Source organism: Undibacterium sp. TJN25 (assembly GCF_049339885.1).
Lineage (GTDB): Bacteria > Pseudomonadota > Gammaproteobacteria > Burkholderiales > Burkholderiaceae_D > Undibacterium.
Genome location: NZ_JBMPPM010000007.1, coordinates 315,038 through 331,507, shown reverse-complemented (window position 1 = coordinate 331,507; position 16,470 = coordinate 315,038). Strand labels below are relative to the sequence as shown.

Genomic DNA, 16,470 nt, shown 5'->3' with positions numbered 1-16,470 from the left:
TCGAGGTCAAATGGAACCACACCCTGGATGAAGTCATCGGCGACGAAACCGGCGTCACCGGCATCAGGATCAAGTCCGCCGACAATGCCGTCACCGACGTCACGCTGCACGGCCTGTTCATTGCCATCGGCCACAAGCCCAACACCAGCATTTTTGACGGCCAGCTCGACATGCACAACCGCTACATCAAGACCAAAACCGGCCTCGAAGGCATGGCCACCGCCACCAGCATCCCCGGCGTATTTGCCGCCGGCGACGTGCAGGACCATATCTACCGCCAGGCGATTACCAGTGCGGGTACCGGGTGTATGGCGGCATTGGATGCGCAGAGGTTTTTGGAGAATTAGTGGTTTGATTGGTTTTTCCGGTTCAGTGGTTCTTTGTGATTGCAGGCCGGGGGTAGCCCGGCGGCTACTCACTTTTTCTTGCTTCGCCAAGAAAAAGTAAGCAAAAAGAAGGCGACCGCAGACTTGCCCTACGGGTGATGACGCAAGCGTCATCACATTTTGCGCATCGCAAAAAATGGGAAAGGAACGAAACTCGCTGCGCTCAGACAACGTTCCTTTCTAATCCATTTTCTGCGAAGCGCAAAATGCAGCGTCCCGAGCGGGTGAAGGTCAAAATCAACTGCAACTGCAACTGCAACTGCAACTGCAACTGCAACTGCAACTGCAACTGCAACTGCAACTGCAACTGCAACTGCAACTGCAACTGCAACGTCAAAACAAAACCGATGATGTAACATGCTGATTTATCTATGAAAAGATTATTTTCTTCAAAAATTGGAGAATCTGGTTGCGGCTGTTTTTGACCTTAAATCCGCTGGGGACGCAGCATTTTGTGCGTGACAGAAAATGGAACAGAAACAGACGTTGTTTGAGCCGCAGGCGAGTTTCGTCTGTTTCCCATTTTTTGTCATGCACAAAATGTGATGGTGCTTGCCGCCATCACCCGAAGGGCAAGTCTGCGGTCGTCTTTTGTTTGCTTACTTTATTTTGACGAAGCAAAATAAAGTGAGTAGCTGTCGGGCTACCTCCGACCAGCAATCCGAAAACACATCAAGAACGCCATCAAGCACGCTAAAAGGCCTAAGCAAGGCCCCCCAGCAACACCCCAACCCCCGCCGAAATCCCCATAGCAATAGAACTCCATAACCCCACCCGTAAGCTGCCCCGCAACACATTGGCGCCGCCGGTCCTGGCGGCGGCTGCACCGAGTATCATCAGCAGTATTAATGAGCCAACAGCAACCACAGGCAGCAAGGCATCTTCCGGCACCAGCAAAGCCTCCAGCAGCGGCACCGACGCGCCGGCGGCGAAGCTGGCAAGGGAGGAGGAGGCGGCGAGCAGGGGTTTGGCGCTGAAGGTGCCGGTGATGCCCAGTTCGTCCCTGGCATGGGCGCCCAGCGCATCGTGTTCCATCAGCTGTCTGGCGACCTGGGCGGCCAGGCCGCTCTCAATACCGCGCTGGATATAGATGTCGGCCAGTTCCTGGTGTTCATCCTTGGGGTTGGCGCGGATCTTTGCATGTTCTGATTTAAGCGCGGCTGCTTCGGAATCCGCCTGCGATTGCACGGACACATATTCGCCGACGGCCATCGACAGGGCGCCGGATACCGCGCCGGCAATGCCGGAAATCAGGATGCTGCTGTGCTGCGCATGGGAAGCGGCCACGCCGAGGATCAGGCTGGAGGTGGAGACGATGCCGTCGTTGGCGCCCAGCACGGCGGCGCGCAGCCAGGCAAAATTTTCCAGCTTGTTTTCCTGTTGCGGGTCTGCCATACATTTCCTGTTCTTTGCTGATGCGCATGGTAAGGCGGCTTTACCGACCAAAAAAAGGGGGCAGCCCGGCGGCCTGGACTGAGCCTCGGTTCATTCTATCAGCAGATGCATTGGCGATTCTGGCAGGATTTATACAGGTGGCGCCCATGCCTCAAGGGAGATTGCTGGCCGGCATGGCCGCCGGGTAGAATAAAGGCGCATACACGGATAGACTCAGCAACTTAGCCCGAGGAGAAAAGCCATGGAGAAGGCGCAGGCACAGCACAGCAAACTGGAAAACATAGGCTGGCTGCGCGCGGCGGTATTGGGTGCCAATGACGGCATCGTTTCCACCGCCAGCCTGGTGCTGGGCGTGGCGGCGTCGCAGGCTTCGCACAGCAGCATCCTGGTGGCGGGGGCAGCGGGGCTGGTGGCCGGCGCGATGTCGATGGCAACCGGGGAGTATGTGTCGGTGCAGTCGCAGCTGGATGCCGAACAGGCGGCACTGGCGCAAGAGCGCGCGGCATTGAGCAGCCATCCCAAAAGCGAGCTTTACCAGCTCGCGGATATTTACATCGGCCGCGGCCTTGACCCTGCGCTGGCGGAGAAAGTGGCGGCCAAGCTGATAGAGCACGACGCGCTGGGCGCGCTGGCCAGGGATGAACTGGGTATCACGGAAGCCCTGAGTGCCAGGCCCTTGCAGGCGGCAATGGCGTCTGCGCTGAGTTTTTCCATCGGCGCGGCCTTGCCTTTGCTGGCCATTGCGCTGGCGCCGCCAACCAATCCCAGCCCGGCGGTCGTGGTGGCGTCGCTGTTGTTCCTGGCGGTGCTGGGGGGCCTGGCCGCCAGGGCGGGCGGCGCCGATGTGCAGAAGGGCGTGCTGCGCGTGACTTTCTGGAGCGCACTGTCCATGGGCGTAGCAATTGGGGCAGGCGCCCTGTTCGGGGCAACGCTGTGAGCATGCTGGCCTGGGCTTGTCAGCTTGAGCCGGCACGACACTATAGTGGCGTTACAGCAGTATTACAGCGGCGCGTCCACCAGCAGGCGTGAAGACAGCTGGCGTATCCGGCGGTCCACAAAATAGCCGCCGGCCTCGGTATAGCGCAGATAATGGCGCCCGCAATTCTTGCATTGCGCGACGGTACAGCGGTTATACGGGAAATAACGCGGTGCGATGGGTGCATCCGGCGCATCGTAGCGGGTGCCTGCCGGATGGAATTCGGTAAAGGTCGGGTCCGCGTACGGGTCTTCCAGCAGCGTGCCGATATCTTGCAGGTTTTCTTCATCCAGCGACAGCGGGACGCTAATCCAGCCATCCAGGCTGACTGTACCGCAAGCGCAGGCGGCAGTGATGCCGGCGGACTGTTGGGCCAATGCAGCCAATGCCGCATAGTCCAGTTTGGGAAGCTCCGTCACAATAAAACCTTTACCTGAAACATGAATTGACGCCGCATGCACATACCGGTCGCAATATGTGCCGCCATGCATTGCTGCAATGAGTGAAATATTCCTCCAGTGTACCGCAAGCGGCCCTCCGGCGTGGCTGGCCCCTGAGCGTCGCGGTTTGCCCTGATTGCAAAGCGCTATGTTTTTATATATATTGCGCTTTTGGCCCATCGCTTTCCGGGCAGCTGCTTTCCTCGTTTATTTCATCACACGGATACCTATCATGATCGTCAAAAAAACCGGCCTGGCATTCGCTCTTGCAGCATCGCTGTCCATGATGTTTGCTATTCCCCAGGCGCAAGCAGGCGACCTGATCGTGTCCGGCGCCGCCAGCCTGACCAATGCCTTCAAGGAAATCGGCACGGCTTTCCAGTCCAGGCATCCGGCGACCAAGCTGCAATACAACTTCGCCTCTTCCGATACCTTGCTGCAGCAGATCGCCAAGGGAGCCCCGGTGGATGTGTTTGCTTCCGCCGACCAGGAAACCATGGACAAGGCAGAGACGCAAAAACTGATCACCGCCTCCACGCGCAAGAATTTCGTCGGCAACACCCTGGTCGTCATCCTTCCCAGCGACAGCAGCGCAGCCGTCAAATCGCTGGCCGACCTGAAACAGCCCGGCTTTAAAAAGATTGCCATCGGCAACCCTGCCAGCGTGCCTGTCGGTCGCTACACCAAGGAGGTGCTGGAAGCCGCCGGCGCCTGGAGCGCGCTGGAAGGCAAGATGATCATGGCGCAAAACGTGCGCCAGAGCCTGGATTATGTCGCCCGCGCGGAAGTGGATGCAGGCTTTGTCTATGGCACCGACGCGGCGATACAGCGCGACAAGGTCAAGGTAGCGCTGACCGTGCCGACACAAAAGCCGATCACCTATCCCATCGCCGCCACTGCCGCTTCTGCCAATGCAGTGGAAGCCGCGCAGTTTGTTGATTTCACATTGACACCGGAAGCACAGGCTATCTTCGCCAAATACGGTTTCAGCAAACCCTGATATCCTGAAGTTTTACCTCTTGGAATTTTTCATGGGTCCAACCTGGACGGCCTTGTCGCTGTCGCTTACTGTTGCGCTATGGGCTACCGGCATCTGCCTGGTGACCGGCACGGCCACCGGCTATCTGCTGGCGCGCGGCAAATTTCCCGGCAAGGACGTGGCCGATGCCATCCTGACGCTGCCGATGGTGATGCCTCCCACCGTCATGGGCTATTACCTGCTGGTGCTGCTCGGCCGCAAAGGGCCGATAGGGGGTTGGCTGCAGAGCCAGTTCGGCATCAATCTCATTTTTACGTGGCAGGGTGCCGTAATCGCCTCGGCGGTAGTGGCGTTTCCGCTGGTGTTCAAGGCCGCCCGGGCGGCGTTTGAAGTGGTGGATCCGCAGCTGGAAAAAGCCGGCCGCGTGCTGGGTATTTCCGAAGCAGCGATTTTTTTTCGCATTACCTTGCCGCTGGCGTGGCGCGGCATTCTGTCCGGCGCCTTGCTGGCGTTTGCGCGTTCCATGGGCGAGTTCGGCGCCACGCTGATGGTGGCCGGCAGCATACCCGGCAAGACGCAGACCCTGTCCATTGCCGTATATGAGGCAGTGCAGGCCGGCCAAGATGATGAGGCCGGCATGCTGGTGCTGATTACCTCCGTCACCTGCATCGCCATCCTGCTGGCGGCGGGGCGCCTGGCACCGGGGCAGGTGGTTTCGCGATGACAGCTTTCAGGATAGCGGTCGATATCCGCACCGTATTAAAAAGCGAGAAGCGCGAGTTCGCGCTGGCCGTCAGTTTTGTGTCCAGCAGCGACAGCCTCGTGATCTACGGCCCCTCCGGCGCGGGCAAGAGCATTACCTTGCAATCCATCGCCGGCCTGCTGACGCCGGACAGCGGCAGCATACAGCTGAACGGCAACGTTCTGTTCGACAGCAGCTGTGGCATCAACCTGGCGCCGCAGGCGCGCAAGACCGGCTTCCTGTTCCAGAACTATGCGCTGTTCCCGCACCTGAACGTGCAGCAGAACATCAGCTTCGGCCTGCACAAGGGCTGGCGCAATCCCGGCAAGCATGTGCTCGATGAACGCGTCGCGCACTGGCTGAAAGTGTTTGAGTTGGAAGCGGTAGCCGGCCAGTATCCGCACCAGATGTCCGGCGGGCAGCAACAGCGCACGTCACTGGCCCGCGCGCTGGTCAGCGACCCGCAGGCCTTGCTGCTGGATGAACCCTTCAGCGCACTGGACCCCAAGCTGCGCAACCGCATGCGGCACGAGCTGATAGAGCTGCGTTCGCGCGTGCATATCCCGCTGATCATGATCACGCACGACAGCGAAGACGTGCGCCTGTTCGGTGATGAGGTGCTGGAAATCCGCGATGGCCGCATTCAGGAAAATAATGAAGCGCCCGGCAACGCTGCGGACGTGGCGTAACGTAGGTGTAAGGTCAGTGTAACCTCGCCGGACCACCGGCACGGTAGGCCAACTAAGCCAACTAAGCCAACGCCGACCCCGCATTGAGCCAATGCGGCTCAATACGGGTTCGAGGTAAGCTTGTTAGGCACGGTAATGACATGTGAATGACACGCTGTTATGCAAACTCCAGGCTATCCAGGAGTTCGGCTTCGTCCAGCGTTTCCGCGATGAGCTGTTCCGCAATGCCGAGTGCCTGCGCGGCGGCCTGCAGCGCGTGTTCGCGGCGGGCTGGATGGTGATGGCTTAAACGTTCATATTCACGCTCGTATTCGCTGATGATTCTTTGCTTGGAAATGATCATGGGGCAGGGCTGTTTCTTTCAAAAAGAGAAGTAAAAATAAAGCGGGGTTTTTACCATGTCCCCCATGGAGCCGTATAGCGATTGGCTGTCGCTCTCCTGCTGCCAGCACACCGTGGATAAGCTGGGCACTTCTTTATCGCAGCGCTATAGACGCGTGGAACCGATGTACACCTCTGGTCGGTCTGCCGCTGGGGCAAGCCGGCATCCATACAATGCATTTGGGTAGCACTCCGCTATCGTCCCCACCAATGAGCCTTATAGTTCAGATATGACGCAGGTCTAATGTGGGTGTGCGGCGATAGCGGCTGCTCTTCTTCTTTATCGGCGGTCATCTTTGCTGCCGATGCACGAATTATACATGAATGAATATTTAAATAAATGCATAAATGAATAAATCAGAAAATAATTTATTCTTGAATAGTTAGGCGAAAGTTCTCGCGGGCATGTCCTTGAAGAAAACGCGGTAATATTCAGGGCTTAACAGGAGCAAGTAATGAATTTCAAGCATGCCGTTTCCATCACCGCCGCTGTATTGCTGGTTTCAGCGGTGTCCTTGGCCCAGGCCCACGCCAAACTGGAAGATTCCGAGCCCAAAGCGGCCAGCCAGCTGAGCACCGCGCCCAGGGAGATCCGCCTCCAGTTCAACGAAGCGCTGGAATCGGCATTCACCAAGATCAGGCTGGTCGGTGCAGGCAATGCAGAAATCGCGCTGAGCCGGCAAGAAGTCAGCAAGGACAATCCCAAGCTCATCACTGCTGTGCCGCCTGCGCTGGCTGCGGGGGAATACCATGTACAGTGGTCGGCAATGGCGCATGACGGCCACAAGACAAAAGGTGAATTCGTATTCAGCGTGAAATAGCATGCCGCTGGATTTGAGTCTGGGTCTGGGTTTGAATCTGGCGTCGGCGCAGCACGCATTCACGGTAGCGCTCAATCTCGCAATGGCGGTGTCGGTAGGCGCCAATCTGTCTGTCACCTGGGCTGCGAGAAGCAGCTCCTCATGGACCGCGGGCTATCTTCCCCGCTTGCGGAAAGCGGCGCTGGCCGCTGTCCTTGCAGCGATATTGGCCAGCGCGGCACTGATCTGGATGGAAGCGGCAGCGATGGCCGAGGTGGATACCATGTCTGCCGGACCGGCGGTGCTTACCTTGCTGGCCGATACGCAGTACGGCCACGCGTGGCTGGGCGGTTTGGTATTCCTGCTGCTTGCGGCAGGCGCGGCGTCGCTGTTATGGCGCCGCAATGGCAGGCTTCCGGCAAAACTCGGCATTCTTTTTGCCCTGGCCTTTTTCTACACGCGCAGCATGAGCAGCCACGCTGCCGGTGACGGCAACCTGACATGGGTCATGCTAGCCGACTGGCTTCATCTTTCATTGATCAGCATGTGGGTTGGCGAGGTGGCGATTGCCGGTTTCCTGACCTTTCCTGGCATGAGAGCGGATAGCCAGAGCCGGGCAGATTGCGCGCGCTATCTACAGGCGCTGTCCTCCTCGGCAAGCATCGCCGTTGCCGGAATAGCGCTGACCGGGATATTCAATTCCATGCACAACCTGTCCAGCTTCGGCGAGCTGAGCGGGAATCCCTATGGAAACACGTTGCTGCTGAAATTGGCAACCGTATTGCTTGCTGCATTGCTGGGAGGCGTCAACCGCTTCATTGTCATGCCCTCGCTGCTGGCGCAACTGCACGATCCTGCCGCAAGCCTGCCTGCATTGTGGCGATTTGTGCTGGTGCTGAGAATAGAATTCTTCGTACTGTTATCGGCGCTGATCCTGGCCGCCTTACTCAGTGCTACATCGCCCCCGATGATGGCTTAGGCGGCTCGCCGATACTCGATAAACATCTTTCTTCTATTCCCGCCGATGTCACCGCTATCGCCGATATGGCTGGCATCGCCGACTCGTGCGAGCCGTCCCTGTCCTCTCCCCATTGATGCTGTCCGATAAAACAGGGGACTCCTTGCCGGTGTGAAGGTTTGCACAAGCCTCGTACAGCCGAATCAAAACAATTGAATCCGATATCGAATATCTAACGTAATAAGGATGTGAAGATACGCCGATGTATCGGCCCTTTATCTGGTTGGGATTGTTCTGGCGCAATTCTTGCAAATAGCTTTAAGCGTGCTTGTGATGATTTGATTATTTGTCTTACAAGGCAAGGCAAAAGCGATAATAATAATGACGGAGCATGCATGCCGCTGAAAAAAAGAAATCTTGCCCTTGCCGTAGGCAATAGTCTGCTGGCTGCCGGCATGGGTTTGACTTGCATGCATTCTCAGGCGGAAGAGGCCGAGGCGGCACAGACGGTCACTGTGGTCGGCAACTACAACAATGCCGTCGGCACGTCGGACGCCGCCAGCCAGGGCACCGTGACCTCCAACCTGATCGCCAGCCGCCCGGCGTTGCGCACCGGGGAGTTGCTGGAATTTGTGCCCGGCATGATCGTTACCCAGCATAGCGGAGACGGCAAGGCCAACCAGTATTTCCTGCGTGGTTTCAACCTGGACCACGGCACCGACTTCGCCACCTATGTGGACGGCATGCCCGTCAATATGCGCACGCATGCGCACGGCCAGGGTTATTCCGACCTCAACTTCCTGATCCCCGAGCTGGTGCAGCGCATCGACTACAAGAAGGGCACCTATTTTGCCGAGGAGGGCGATTTTTCCTCCGCCGGTGCCGCCCACATCCGGCTGGCGGACAGCCTGCCTGCCGGTATTGCCAGCCTTTCCCTGGGCAGCTACGGCTATCAGCGCGCGGTGCTTGCGGATTCGCTTGCCGCACTCAACGGCACCCTGCTGTATGGGCTGGAAATCAACCGCAACAACGGCCCGTGGGATACGCCGGAGAAAGTACGCAAATACAGCGCTACCTTGCGTTATAGCCAGGGCACGCAGGAAGATGGTTTCAGCATCACCGCGATGGCCTATAAGAATAACTGGAATTCCACCGACCAGATCCCGCTGCGGGCAGTGCAGTCCGGCCTGATAGACCGCTTCGGCGCAATCGACCCCACCGACGGCGGCGCCACGTCGCGCTACAGCCTGTCCTATGCGATGCACAAGCGCAGCCAGGATTCCATTGTCGAAATGGATGCCTATATCGTGCAGTCCACACTGGACCTGTTCAGCAATTTTACCTATTTCCTGGGTAATCCTGCGGATGGCGACCAGTTCAACCAGAGCGAGCACCGCCGCATGGGCGGCGTCAACCTCAGCAAGACCTGGCTGGCCGACATTGGCGGCTTCGACATGCGCAACAAGATAGGGCTGCAAACACGTTACGATACCCTGTCGCCTGTCGGCATCTATAACACCGTCGCGCAGCAGCGCACGTCCACCATCCGCCAGGACAACGTCAGGGAAGCCAGCGCCGGCTTCTACGCCGAGAACACGATACAGTGGCTGCCCACGTTCCGCAGCATTGCCGGCATCCGCTACGACACTTATCGCTTCAACGTCAACAGCAGCATAGAAGGCGATTCCGGCAAGGTGAGGGACTACATCGTGTCACCCAAGCTGTCGCTGATCTTTGGCCCCTGGGACAAGACCGAATACTTCATCAACTACGGCCGCGGCTTCCACAGCAACGATGCGCGCGGCACCACGCAGACCCGCCTGCCGGATGGCGGCGCCTCCATCCCCGTCACGCCGCTGGTCAAGACCAGGGGCGGCGAGCTTGGCGTGCGTACCGAGATTGTGCCTGGGCTGCAAAGTTCGCTGGCGCTGTGGCGGCTGGATATCGCGTCCGAGCTGGTGTTTGTCGGCGATGCCGGCGAAACCGAGCCCAGCCGCGCCAGCCGCCGCACCGGCGTGGAATGGAACAATCATTACATTGCCGCGCCATGGCTGCTGTTCGACCTGGACCTGGCCGCGTCCCGCTCGCGTTACACCCAGCATGATGCCGTCGGCGACTATATTCCCGGTTCGCTGGACAAGGTGGCGTCTTTCGGCGTTACCGTCACCGATATCGGCCGCTGGTACGGCGGCCTGGAGCTGCGTTATTTTGGTCCGCGTCCGCTGATAGAAGACAACAGCGTGCGTTCCACTTCCACCACGCTGGCGTATGCGCGCGTCGGCTACAAGCTGGCTGCCACTACGAAGCTGACGCTGGACGTCTTCAACCTGTTCAACCGGCAGGCCAGCGATATAGACTACTATTACCAGTCCCGCCTCAGCGGAGAATCCGCGGACGGCGTCAACGACATTCATTTTCATCCGGTGGAGCCGCGTACGCTCCGGCTGACGCTGGCGCATCAATTTTAATGCGCATCCACTCCGCCGGGCGGCAGATCAGCCGCCCGGCCCCTGGCCCCGTATCCATAGCTCGCTGAAAGAGGCAAAGCCCAGCGGCGTTGCACGCAGGCCGGCCACATGCGGCGCTGCCTGGATTTGCTGATGCTCGTGCAGAATGGGAATGATCCAGCCTTGCTGCACCAGTTGCCTGCCCAATTCTTCATACGCAGCCATGCGCCGCGTGCTGAGCGGCATCGCCTGTATCGCCGTCAGTTGCTGCTCCACTACCGCATCGCATTCATCTGACATCCATTGGCGTATCACATTGTCCGCGGCAAACCATTCGTAGCAGCCGAAATCCTCGTCGGCGTTGATAATCTCGTTTTCCAGCATCAGGTCGGCGTGCTGCTGCCAGTCGCTGCCGGCCGGCGCGTTGGGCAGCGTCACCAGGCGGACGCTGGCGCCGGCTTTCTCTAGCCTGGCGATGACGGCGGCGGCCAGCTTCATCATCTCCTGCGTGTTCCAGGCGACCAGCGTCAGCTGCTTGCCTTGCAGGCGGGTGTAGCGCTTGCGGCTTTCCGCGACCCTATGCTTCCAGGCTGACAGTATGCCTGCGGCCGGCCTGCGCTGCACGTCTCCGGCGGCGATCAGGTTGGTGGGCGCTAGCCAGTCCGCCAGCGCCAGTCTCTGTTCCGCCTTCGCAAAGGCCGGGCGGCGGCTGTTGCAGACCAGGTAGGTGCAGCCCGCCTGTGATTGCGACAATACATCCCTGGCCTTGCCTGTTGTGTCCAGCATTGTCGTGTCGCTATGGCCGAACTGCAGGTCGAAGGGTTCTGCGCCGGCTGGCGGCGCCATCATCCACAGGTCTACCTGGTCCAGCAGCGCGCGTTCCCGGTAATACTCCTTGAAGGCTTGCAGCGTGATGCGGTATTCATTGTTGCGCACCAGTTTGAAAGGGCCGCTGCCGACCGGCATCCGGCCGAAATCATTTTTCCTGGCGCGCGGCACGATGGACGCATTGGCCGTCGCCAGCCGGTGCGGCCAAAGGTAATCCGGCTGTGCCAGCTTGCAGCTGATCCTGGAGCCGGCCCCAACACCGGCGTCACGCCCATCCCCGCCATCCAGCTCCACCGACTGCAGGTTCTTGTACAGTGGCTGGTAATAGAACGGCGTATCGCGCAGCCGCAGCAGCGTTTGCCGCACATCTTCCCGCTGCAGCGGTGTGCCGTCATGGAATATCAGCCCGGGCCGCAGCCAGAAATGCCAGGTGCTGCCGCCGTCGGCGCATTCCCAGTGGTGCGCCAGTGCCGGGACGATCTGCCGGGAGACAGGGTCGAACTCGGTCAGCCTTGCAAATATCTGCCGCACCAGGTGCGCTTCCAGCCGGCTTGTGACGTCCAGCGGGTCCAGGCTTTGCACCGCGCGATACAGCGACATGCGCAATTGCGTGTTGTCTCCATCCATTAATCCCAGGAATTCCGGCAGACGTTCCACCAGCCGCTGCCGCTGGCTGTGGTCCAGACTGTCGAAAGCCTGCTCCAGTTCGCCTTCTTCCAGCAGGCCCGACAAGTGTTCCATCGCCGCTGTCTGCGGGGTTTGCAGCAAGCTAAGGCGCGACAGGTGTCCACGCCCGCGTGCGGCCTCCCAGCGCAGCCAGCCCTGCTGCTGCATTTTGCCCAGCAGGATGCGCACATTGCGTTCGCTGCAATGCAGCCCTTGCGCCAGCGCAGGCAAGCCGGGCTGTTCGTCTTGCCCTTGCAGCAGCGCGTGCAGGCGGCGGTATTGGTCTATCAGTCGCATGGCAGAGCGGGCCCGGGGCCCGGATAAAAGAGGAAATTTATTATTGGATTCTGTCCATTTTTATTTTCCTCTTTCCTTTGCATACTGTCCATACCGGCTGAAGCAGCCTTTTGATGTCAAGGCTGACCCGCTCACTATCACCAAGAAGCACCTAGGACCACCAAGGACCAGTGTATGAACCACGCGAAACCGTTGCCGCCATCCGCCCGTCGCCTGCTGCTCAGCTCCTTCGTGTTGATGGTGGGCCGTGCGGCCGCAATTCCTTTCATGGCGATTTTCCTGACACGCCGCATGGGGCTAGACCAGCAACAGACAGGCATGCTGCTGTGCGCGGCGCTGATGATGGCCACGGCATTCGGGCTGTACGCAGGCTACCTGGCAGACAGGTTCAACAAGCACCGGCTGATGGCGCTGGCGGTAGCGGCTGTTTTTATACTATCGCTTACGTTTACCTGGGTCAGCAGCGCCATCGCCGTCGTACTGGTGCTGGCCTGTACCGATGCGGCAATGACATTGCGCAGCATCGCACTGAAAGCCCTGTTGGCAGAACTGCTGCCCGTGGAACAGCGTGGCCGGGCATTCTCGCTCAATTACATATTGATCAACCTGGGGTTTGCAGTCGGCCCCTTGCTGGGCAGCCTGGTGCTGGGTTTTGGCGAGGCATGGCCTTTCTATATTTCCGCCGCGTTTGCTGTGCTGTCGTCGCGCGCGGCGCCGCGCGCGCAGGGCAGCCAGGCAATGCCACCGGGCGGCGATGCCGCGAATTCAGGGGCCAGGCTCGGTTTTGGCGGCACACTGCGGCTGCTGAAGACTGATCGCCAGCTTCGGTTGTTCACCATGGGCAGCCTGCTCAGCGCATTTGTCTACGGCCGTTTTGCGATCTACCTGTCGCAATACCTGATGGTGTCGCAGGGGGAGGCACAGGCCTCGGCGCTGATTCCGTATTTAATCACGACCAATGCTGTCGGCGTAGTCGTGCTGCAATATCCGCTGAGTAAATTTATCCATGCCGGCAATCTGATGCGCTGGATAGGCGGCGGTTCCTTGATGTTTGTCGCCGGCCTCACGGGATTCATGTTCGCCGATACGTTGCCGGTGTGGATATTTTCCATGCTGCTGTTCACGCTGGGCGAGGTCATCGTGATTCCGGCCGAATACCTGTTTATCGACACTATCGCGCCGGCAGCGCAAAAAGGTAGTTATTACGGCGTGCAGAACCTGTGTACGCTGGGCGATGCACTGGCCCCGCTGGTATGCGGCATGCTGCTGACCCATTCTGCGCCGTCGGCGATGTTTATCGCGCTGATCGCGGCAGCAACGGGAGGGGCGGCGATGTACTATGCGGGCGGGCGCAGCAGGCCGGCGGTGCTGTTTTCTGCCGCCGTAAAATAAATCGGCTTTTTTAACCCCGTTTGTCAGTTCCTTCCGTTTAAGTGAACAAGCCGTCTGGCCTGACTTTACGGAGGATTCCATGTTGCAGCCTATTTCACGGGGTATTGTTTCCACTTTGTTCGCCATTGCAGCGGCGGTGACGGGCATATCCGCCCATGCGCTATCGCCCACCGGCGGCGGCAGCCTGATGACAACGATTAACGGTGAACAGCCTATTCAGCTGCAAAGCCTGCAGCTGACAGCCGATATCAACGGCCGGATGGCGGAAACCACGGTGGAAATGGTGTTTTTCAACCCCAATCCGCGTCAGCTGGAGGGCAACCTGCAATTTCCGCTGCAGGACGGCCAGCAGATCATTGGCTTTGCACTAGACATGGACGGCACGCTGCGTCCGGCCGTGCCGGTGGAAAAAGCCAAGGGCCGGCAGGTGTTCGAGGCCATAGAACGGCGCAGGGTAGATCCTGGCTTGCTGGAGGCAACGCAGGGCAATAATTTCAAGCTGCGCATCTATCCCATCCCGCCGGGCGGCACGCGTACCGTGCAGTTTACTTATATGGAGTCATTGTCGCCGCAAGGCGCCAGCCTGCGGTATCGCCTGCCGCTGGCGTTTGCAGCCGGCCAGAGCCTGAAAGACTTTCGCATGACGCTGAAACTGCACGGTGCTGCCGACGCACCCCAGGTCAACGGCAGCATGGGCGCCATCGGCGCGGCGGCAGACATCCGGTTTGAGCGTAGCATGGACGGTTACCAGGCTAGCCTCAGCAGGAACCGCTATACGCCCGCAGGCACGCTGGATCTGCTGTTGCCCGCCACGATGCAAGCCGAAACTGCGATACAGGAGCGCGACGGCAATTCCTACTTCATTACCGAAATCCCCGTAACCGGAGAATCAGCGGCAGCGGCCAGGCGCAGCCTGCCCACGGTAATCGGCCTGCTGTGGGATAGCTCAGGCTCCGGCGCCAATCGCGCGCTGGATGCGGAACTGAATGAACTGGATGCCTATTTCAAGGCTGTGGGCAAGGCCGAAGTCAGGCTGACCCGTTTGCGCGACCGGCCGGAAGCCAGGGAAGTGTACAAGATCAGCAACGGCAACTGGAGCGCCTTGCGCGCTGCCTTGCAAGCCACCGTCTATGACGGCGCCAGCGCACTGAATAGCTGGCAGCCGCAGGCCGATGTCGGCGAATACCTGCTGGTCAGCGATGGCCTGAACAACTACGGCAACGGACCTGCACCGGTGCTGGCAGCCAGCCAGCGCCTGTATGCGCTGAACTCCTCGCCGGTAGCCGATACCGGCAGGCTGGCCGCCCTGGCGGAACGCAGCGGCGGCAAGCTGATACAGGTATCGCCGCAATTGCCGGGCGCCGCGGCAAAGGAACTGCTGACGGAGGGAACCCGCGTCACCGGCATCAGCGCCACTGGCGCCACGCGTCTGCAACTGGAGTCCGTGGAGGCGCGCAACGGCGTGCTGCGCGTGGCCGGCATACTGCAAAACCCTGAAGCGCAGCTGCAGCTGACAATATCGCAAAACGGTCGGCAAAGGCTGCTGCCGATACCGGTATCGGCAAAGTCGCCCGCGCATCCATTGGCGGCCTATCTGTGGGCCAGCTACCGCCTGCATGCGCTGGAAGCTGATTACGACAACCAGCGCGCCGAAATCCGCCGCCTGGGCCAGCAATTCGGCATTCCCAGCCGCGAGACCTCGCTAATCGTGCTGGAAAGCCTGGAGGACTATGCACGCTACGACATCACGCCGCCAGAAAATTACCAGAAAGCCTACGGCATGATGAAAGCCCTGCGTGGCAAGCAGTTGCAGCAGGAGCGCGACAAGCACCTGGACAGCGTGGTGCAGCAATTCCTGCTGAAGCAGCAATGGTGGGATACGCCTTTCCCCAAAAACGATGTCGCTGAAAAACCCTTTGCCGACCAGATGCCGGGCGCGCCAAATCCCTTGCCGATACCGAGAATGATGCCGGCCCCTATCCCGGTACCTATGCCAGCGCCTGCCGCCGCGCCGATGATGGCACGGGCCGAATCCCGACGAACACAGGCAGCAGATGTCGCATCAGAAAAAGCCGCCGGCAGCCTGAAGAAGGCGGAGGCCGGTTCCCTGGCCAGCAGCATTGGCATCGCACTCAAGAAATGGACTTCCGACGCCCCCTATATCGCGCGCATGAAGGCCGCCAGCGCCGATACCATCTACGCGATCTATCTGGATGAAAAGCCCAGCTACGCCAACAGCAGCGCCTTCTTCCTCGATGCGGCAGACATGCTGTTTGAAAAAGGAAAGCGCGACCTGGGTTTGCGGGTGATGTCCAACCTCGCAGAAATGGATCTGGAAAACCGCCAGGTGCTGCGCATCCTGGGCTACCGGCTGCTGGAGGCCAATGCGCCCGAACTGGCGATCCCGGTCTTCATCAAGGTGCAGCAGTTGGCCGAAGAAGAGCCGCAATCCTGGCGTGACCTTGGCCTGGCCTATGCGGCAGGCAAGCAATACCAGGCGGCGATAGACCAGCTGAATGAAGTGGTGATGCGCAAATGGGACAGCCGGTTCCGCGACATAGAGATGATTTCACTGGCCGAATTGAATGCCATCATCGCCAGGGCCGGTACGCAAAAGATCAGGCTGGACACCAGCCGCGTCGATCCGCGCCTGCTGCGCAACTTGCCGCTGGACGTGCGTGCGGTAATGACCTGGGATGCCGACAACAGCGACATGGACCTGTGGGTAACCGACCCGAATAACGAGAAATGCTACTACGGCCATCAACTGACCCGCCAGGGCGGCCACATGTCGGCTGATGTGACCCAGGGTTATGGGCCGGAAGAATTTTCACTGCGCAATGCCAAGCCCGGCAAATACCGCATACAGGCGAATTTCTACGGCAACCGCCAGCAGGTCGTCGCCGGCGCCACGACCTTGCAACTGAAACTGACCACCGGCTTCGGCACCGCGGACGCCAAGGACCAAATGATCACGCTAAGGCTGCGCGACAGGGGAGACACGGTATTCGTCGGCGAATTTGAAGTCAAGCCCAAGGGCTGGTGAAGCCGTCCGATAGCAGCCGGCAGTGAGCGGGCCCGCAAGCCGCCCGGC

General features: G+C 59.6%; 15 protein-coding genes. 10 read left to right on the top strand and 5 right to left on the bottom strand.

Annotation, left to right across the window (positions count from 1 at the left end; all coding sequences use genetic code 11):
* A partial coding sequence (locus ACO0LO_RS19640) for an FAD-dependent oxidoreductase (RefSeq protein WP_422966542.1) occupies positions 1 to 347 on the top strand: 347 nt, incomplete at its 5' end.
* 152 nt (positions 348 to 499) lie between these two features.
* Here the strand turns inward: ACO0LO_RS19640 and ACO0LO_RS19635 are convergent.
* Together ACO0LO_RS19635 and ACO0LO_RS19630 are read right to left on the bottom strand one after the other, a co-directional pair.
* Positions 500 to 745: a hypothetical protein gene (locus tag ACO0LO_RS19635; RefSeq protein WP_422966540.1), complete on the bottom strand. Its 246-nt coding sequence runs from the start codon at positions 743 to 745 to the stop codon at positions 500 to 502.
* Between the two features lie 343 nt (positions 746 to 1,088).
* Complete coding sequence (locus ACO0LO_RS19630) at positions 1,089 to 1,781, bottom strand: VIT1/CCC1 transporter family protein (protein ID WP_422966538.1); 693 nt, start codon at positions 1,779 to 1,781, stop codon at positions 1,089 to 1,091.
* Positions 1,782 to 2,022: 241 nt separating this feature from the next.
* Between ACO0LO_RS19630 and ACO0LO_RS19625 the strand changes: the two genes are divergently transcribed.
* Positions 2,023 to 2,718, top strand: coding sequence for a VIT1/CCC1 transporter family protein (locus tag ACO0LO_RS19625; protein WP_422966536.1), 696 nt, complete (start codon positions 2,023 to 2,025; stop codon positions 2,716 to 2,718).
* A 62-nt stretch (positions 2,719 to 2,780) separates the two neighbouring features.
* On the opposite strand, the gene ACO0LO_RS19620 is transcribed toward ACO0LO_RS19625, so the two are convergent.
* Positions 2,781 to 3,176 carry a hypothetical protein gene (locus ACO0LO_RS19620; RefSeq protein ID WP_422966534.1) on the bottom strand — a complete coding sequence of 132 codons (396 nt, stop codon included), beginning with the start codon at positions 3,174 to 3,176 and terminating at the stop codon, positions 2,781 to 2,783.
* Positions 3,177 to 3,429: 253 nt separating this feature from the next.
* Between ACO0LO_RS19620 and modA the strand changes: the two genes are divergently transcribed.
* The 3 genes from modA to ACO0LO_RS19605 are packed head-to-tail and all read left to right on the top strand — an operon-like array spanning position 3,430 to position 5,607.
* Positions 3,430 to 4,197, top strand: coding sequence for a molybdate ABC transporter substrate-binding protein (gene modA, locus ACO0LO_RS19615; RefSeq protein ID WP_422966532.1), 768 nt, complete (start codon positions 3,430 to 3,432; stop codon positions 4,195 to 4,197).
* Between the two features lie 31 nt (positions 4,198 to 4,228).
* On the top strand, positions 4,229 to 4,900 hold the full coding sequence (modB, locus tag ACO0LO_RS19610) for a molybdate ABC transporter permease subunit (protein ID WP_422966530.1): 672 nt from the start codon (positions 4,229 to 4,231) through the stop codon (positions 4,898 to 4,900).
* A complete protein-coding gene (locus ACO0LO_RS19605; protein WP_422966528.1) occupies positions 4,897 to 5,607 on the top strand; it encodes a sulfate/molybdate ABC transporter ATP-binding protein in 711 nt (236 codons plus the stop codon). The genes modB and ACO0LO_RS19605 overlap by 4 nt, the downstream gene beginning before the upstream one ends.
* Positions 5,608 to 5,764: 157 nt before the next feature.
* Here ACO0LO_RS19605 and ACO0LO_RS19600 read toward each other — a convergent pair whose 3' ends face one another.
* Positions 5,765 to 5,950, bottom strand: a complete 186-nt coding sequence (locus ACO0LO_RS19600; protein ID WP_422966526.1) for a hypothetical protein — start codon at positions 5,948 to 5,950, stop codon at positions 5,765 to 5,767.
* A gap of 493 nt (positions 5,951 to 6,443) precedes the next feature.
* Here ACO0LO_RS19600 and copC point away from each other — a divergent pair, with 493 nt between their 5' ends.
* From copC to ACO0LO_RS19585, 3 genes are all read left to right on the top strand, one after another.
* Entirely contained in the window at positions 6,444 to 6,809 is a 366-nt protein-coding gene (gene copC, locus ACO0LO_RS19595) for a copper homeostasis periplasmic binding protein CopC (RefSeq protein WP_422966523.1), read from the top strand.
* Position 6,810: 1 nt separating this feature from the next.
* A complete protein-coding gene (locus ACO0LO_RS19590) occupies positions 6,811 to 7,767 on the top strand; it encodes a CopD family protein (RefSeq protein WP_422966521.1) in 957 nt (318 codons plus the stop codon).
* A gap of 374 nt (positions 7,768 to 8,141) precedes the next feature.
* Positions 8,142 to 10,214 carry a TonB-dependent receptor gene (locus ACO0LO_RS19585; RefSeq protein WP_422966519.1) on the top strand — a complete coding sequence of 691 codons (2,073 nt, stop codon included), beginning with the start codon at positions 8,142 to 8,144 and terminating at the stop codon, positions 10,212 to 10,214.
* 27 nt (positions 10,215 to 10,241) lie between these two features.
* Here ACO0LO_RS19585 and ACO0LO_RS19580 read toward each other — a convergent pair whose 3' ends face one another.
* Positions 10,242 to 11,984, bottom strand: coding sequence for an SgrR family transcriptional regulator (locus ACO0LO_RS19580; protein WP_422966517.1), 1,743 nt, complete (start codon positions 11,982 to 11,984; stop codon positions 10,242 to 10,244).
* Between the two features lie 174 nt (positions 11,985 to 12,158).
* Here ACO0LO_RS19580 and ACO0LO_RS19575 point away from each other — a divergent pair, with 174 nt between their 5' ends.
* Together ACO0LO_RS19575 and ACO0LO_RS19570 are read left to right on the top strand one after the other, a co-directional pair.
* Entirely contained in the window at positions 12,159 to 13,376 is a 1,218-nt protein-coding gene (locus ACO0LO_RS19575) for an MFS transporter (RefSeq protein ID WP_422966515.1), read from the top strand.
* Between the two features lie 79 nt (positions 13,377 to 13,455).
* The gene (locus tag ACO0LO_RS19570; protein ID WP_422966513.1) at positions 13,456 to 16,422 is read left to right on the top strand and encodes a VIT domain-containing protein; all 2,967 of its coding nucleotides are present in this window, start codon (positions 13,456 to 13,458) and stop codon (positions 16,420 to 16,422) included.
* The last annotated feature ends 48 nt before the right edge of the window (positions 16,423 to 16,470 follow it).

Bases quoted from the DNA above. Each gene is read 5' to 3' on its own strand.
- ACO0LO_RS19630 (WP_422966538.1), bottom strand. From the start codon at position 1,781: ATGGCAGACCCGCAACAGGAAAACAAGCTGGAAAATTTTGCCTGGCTG.
- ACO0LO_RS19590 (WP_422966521.1), top strand. From the start codon at position 6,811: ATGCCGCTGGATTTGAGTCTGGGTCTGGGTTTGAATCTGGCGTCGGCG.
- copC (WP_422966523.1), top strand. From the start codon at position 6,444: ATGAATTTCAAGCATGCCGTTTCCATCACCGCCGCTGTATTGCTGGTT.
- ACO0LO_RS19580 (WP_422966517.1), bottom strand. From the start codon at position 11,984: ATGCGACTGATAGACCAATACCGCCGCCTGCACGCGCTGCTGCAAGGG.
- ACO0LO_RS19625 (WP_422966536.1), top strand. From the start codon at position 2,023: ATGGAGAAGGCGCAGGCACAGCACAGCAAACTGGAAAACATAGGCTGG.
- modB (WP_422966530.1), top strand. From the start codon at position 4,229: ATGGGTCCAACCTGGACGGCCTTGTCGCTGTCGCTTACTGTTGCGCTA.
- ACO0LO_RS19585 (WP_422966519.1), top strand. From the start codon at position 8,142: ATGCCGCTGAAAAAAAGAAATCTTGCCCTTGCCGTAGGCAATAGTCTG.
- modA (WP_422966532.1), top strand. From the start codon at position 3,430: ATGATCGTCAAAAAAACCGGCCTGGCATTCGCTCTTGCAGCATCGCTG.
- ACO0LO_RS19575 (WP_422966515.1), top strand. From the start codon at position 12,159: ATGAACCACGCGAAACCGTTGCCGCCATCCGCCCGTCGCCTGCTGCTC.
- ACO0LO_RS19635 (WP_422966540.1), bottom strand. From the start codon at position 745: ATGTTACATCATCGGTTTTGTTTTGACGTTGCAGTTGCAGTTGCAGTT.
- ACO0LO_RS19570 (WP_422966513.1), top strand. From the start codon at position 13,456: ATGTTGCAGCCTATTTCACGGGGTATTGTTTCCACTTTGTTCGCCATT.
- ACO0LO_RS19605 (WP_422966528.1), top strand. From the start codon at position 4,897: ATGACAGCTTTCAGGATAGCGGTCGATATCCGCACCGTATTAAAAAGC.
- ACO0LO_RS19600 (WP_422966526.1), bottom strand. From the start codon at position 5,950: ATGATCATTTCCAAGCAAAGAATCATCAGCGAATACGAGCGTGAATAT.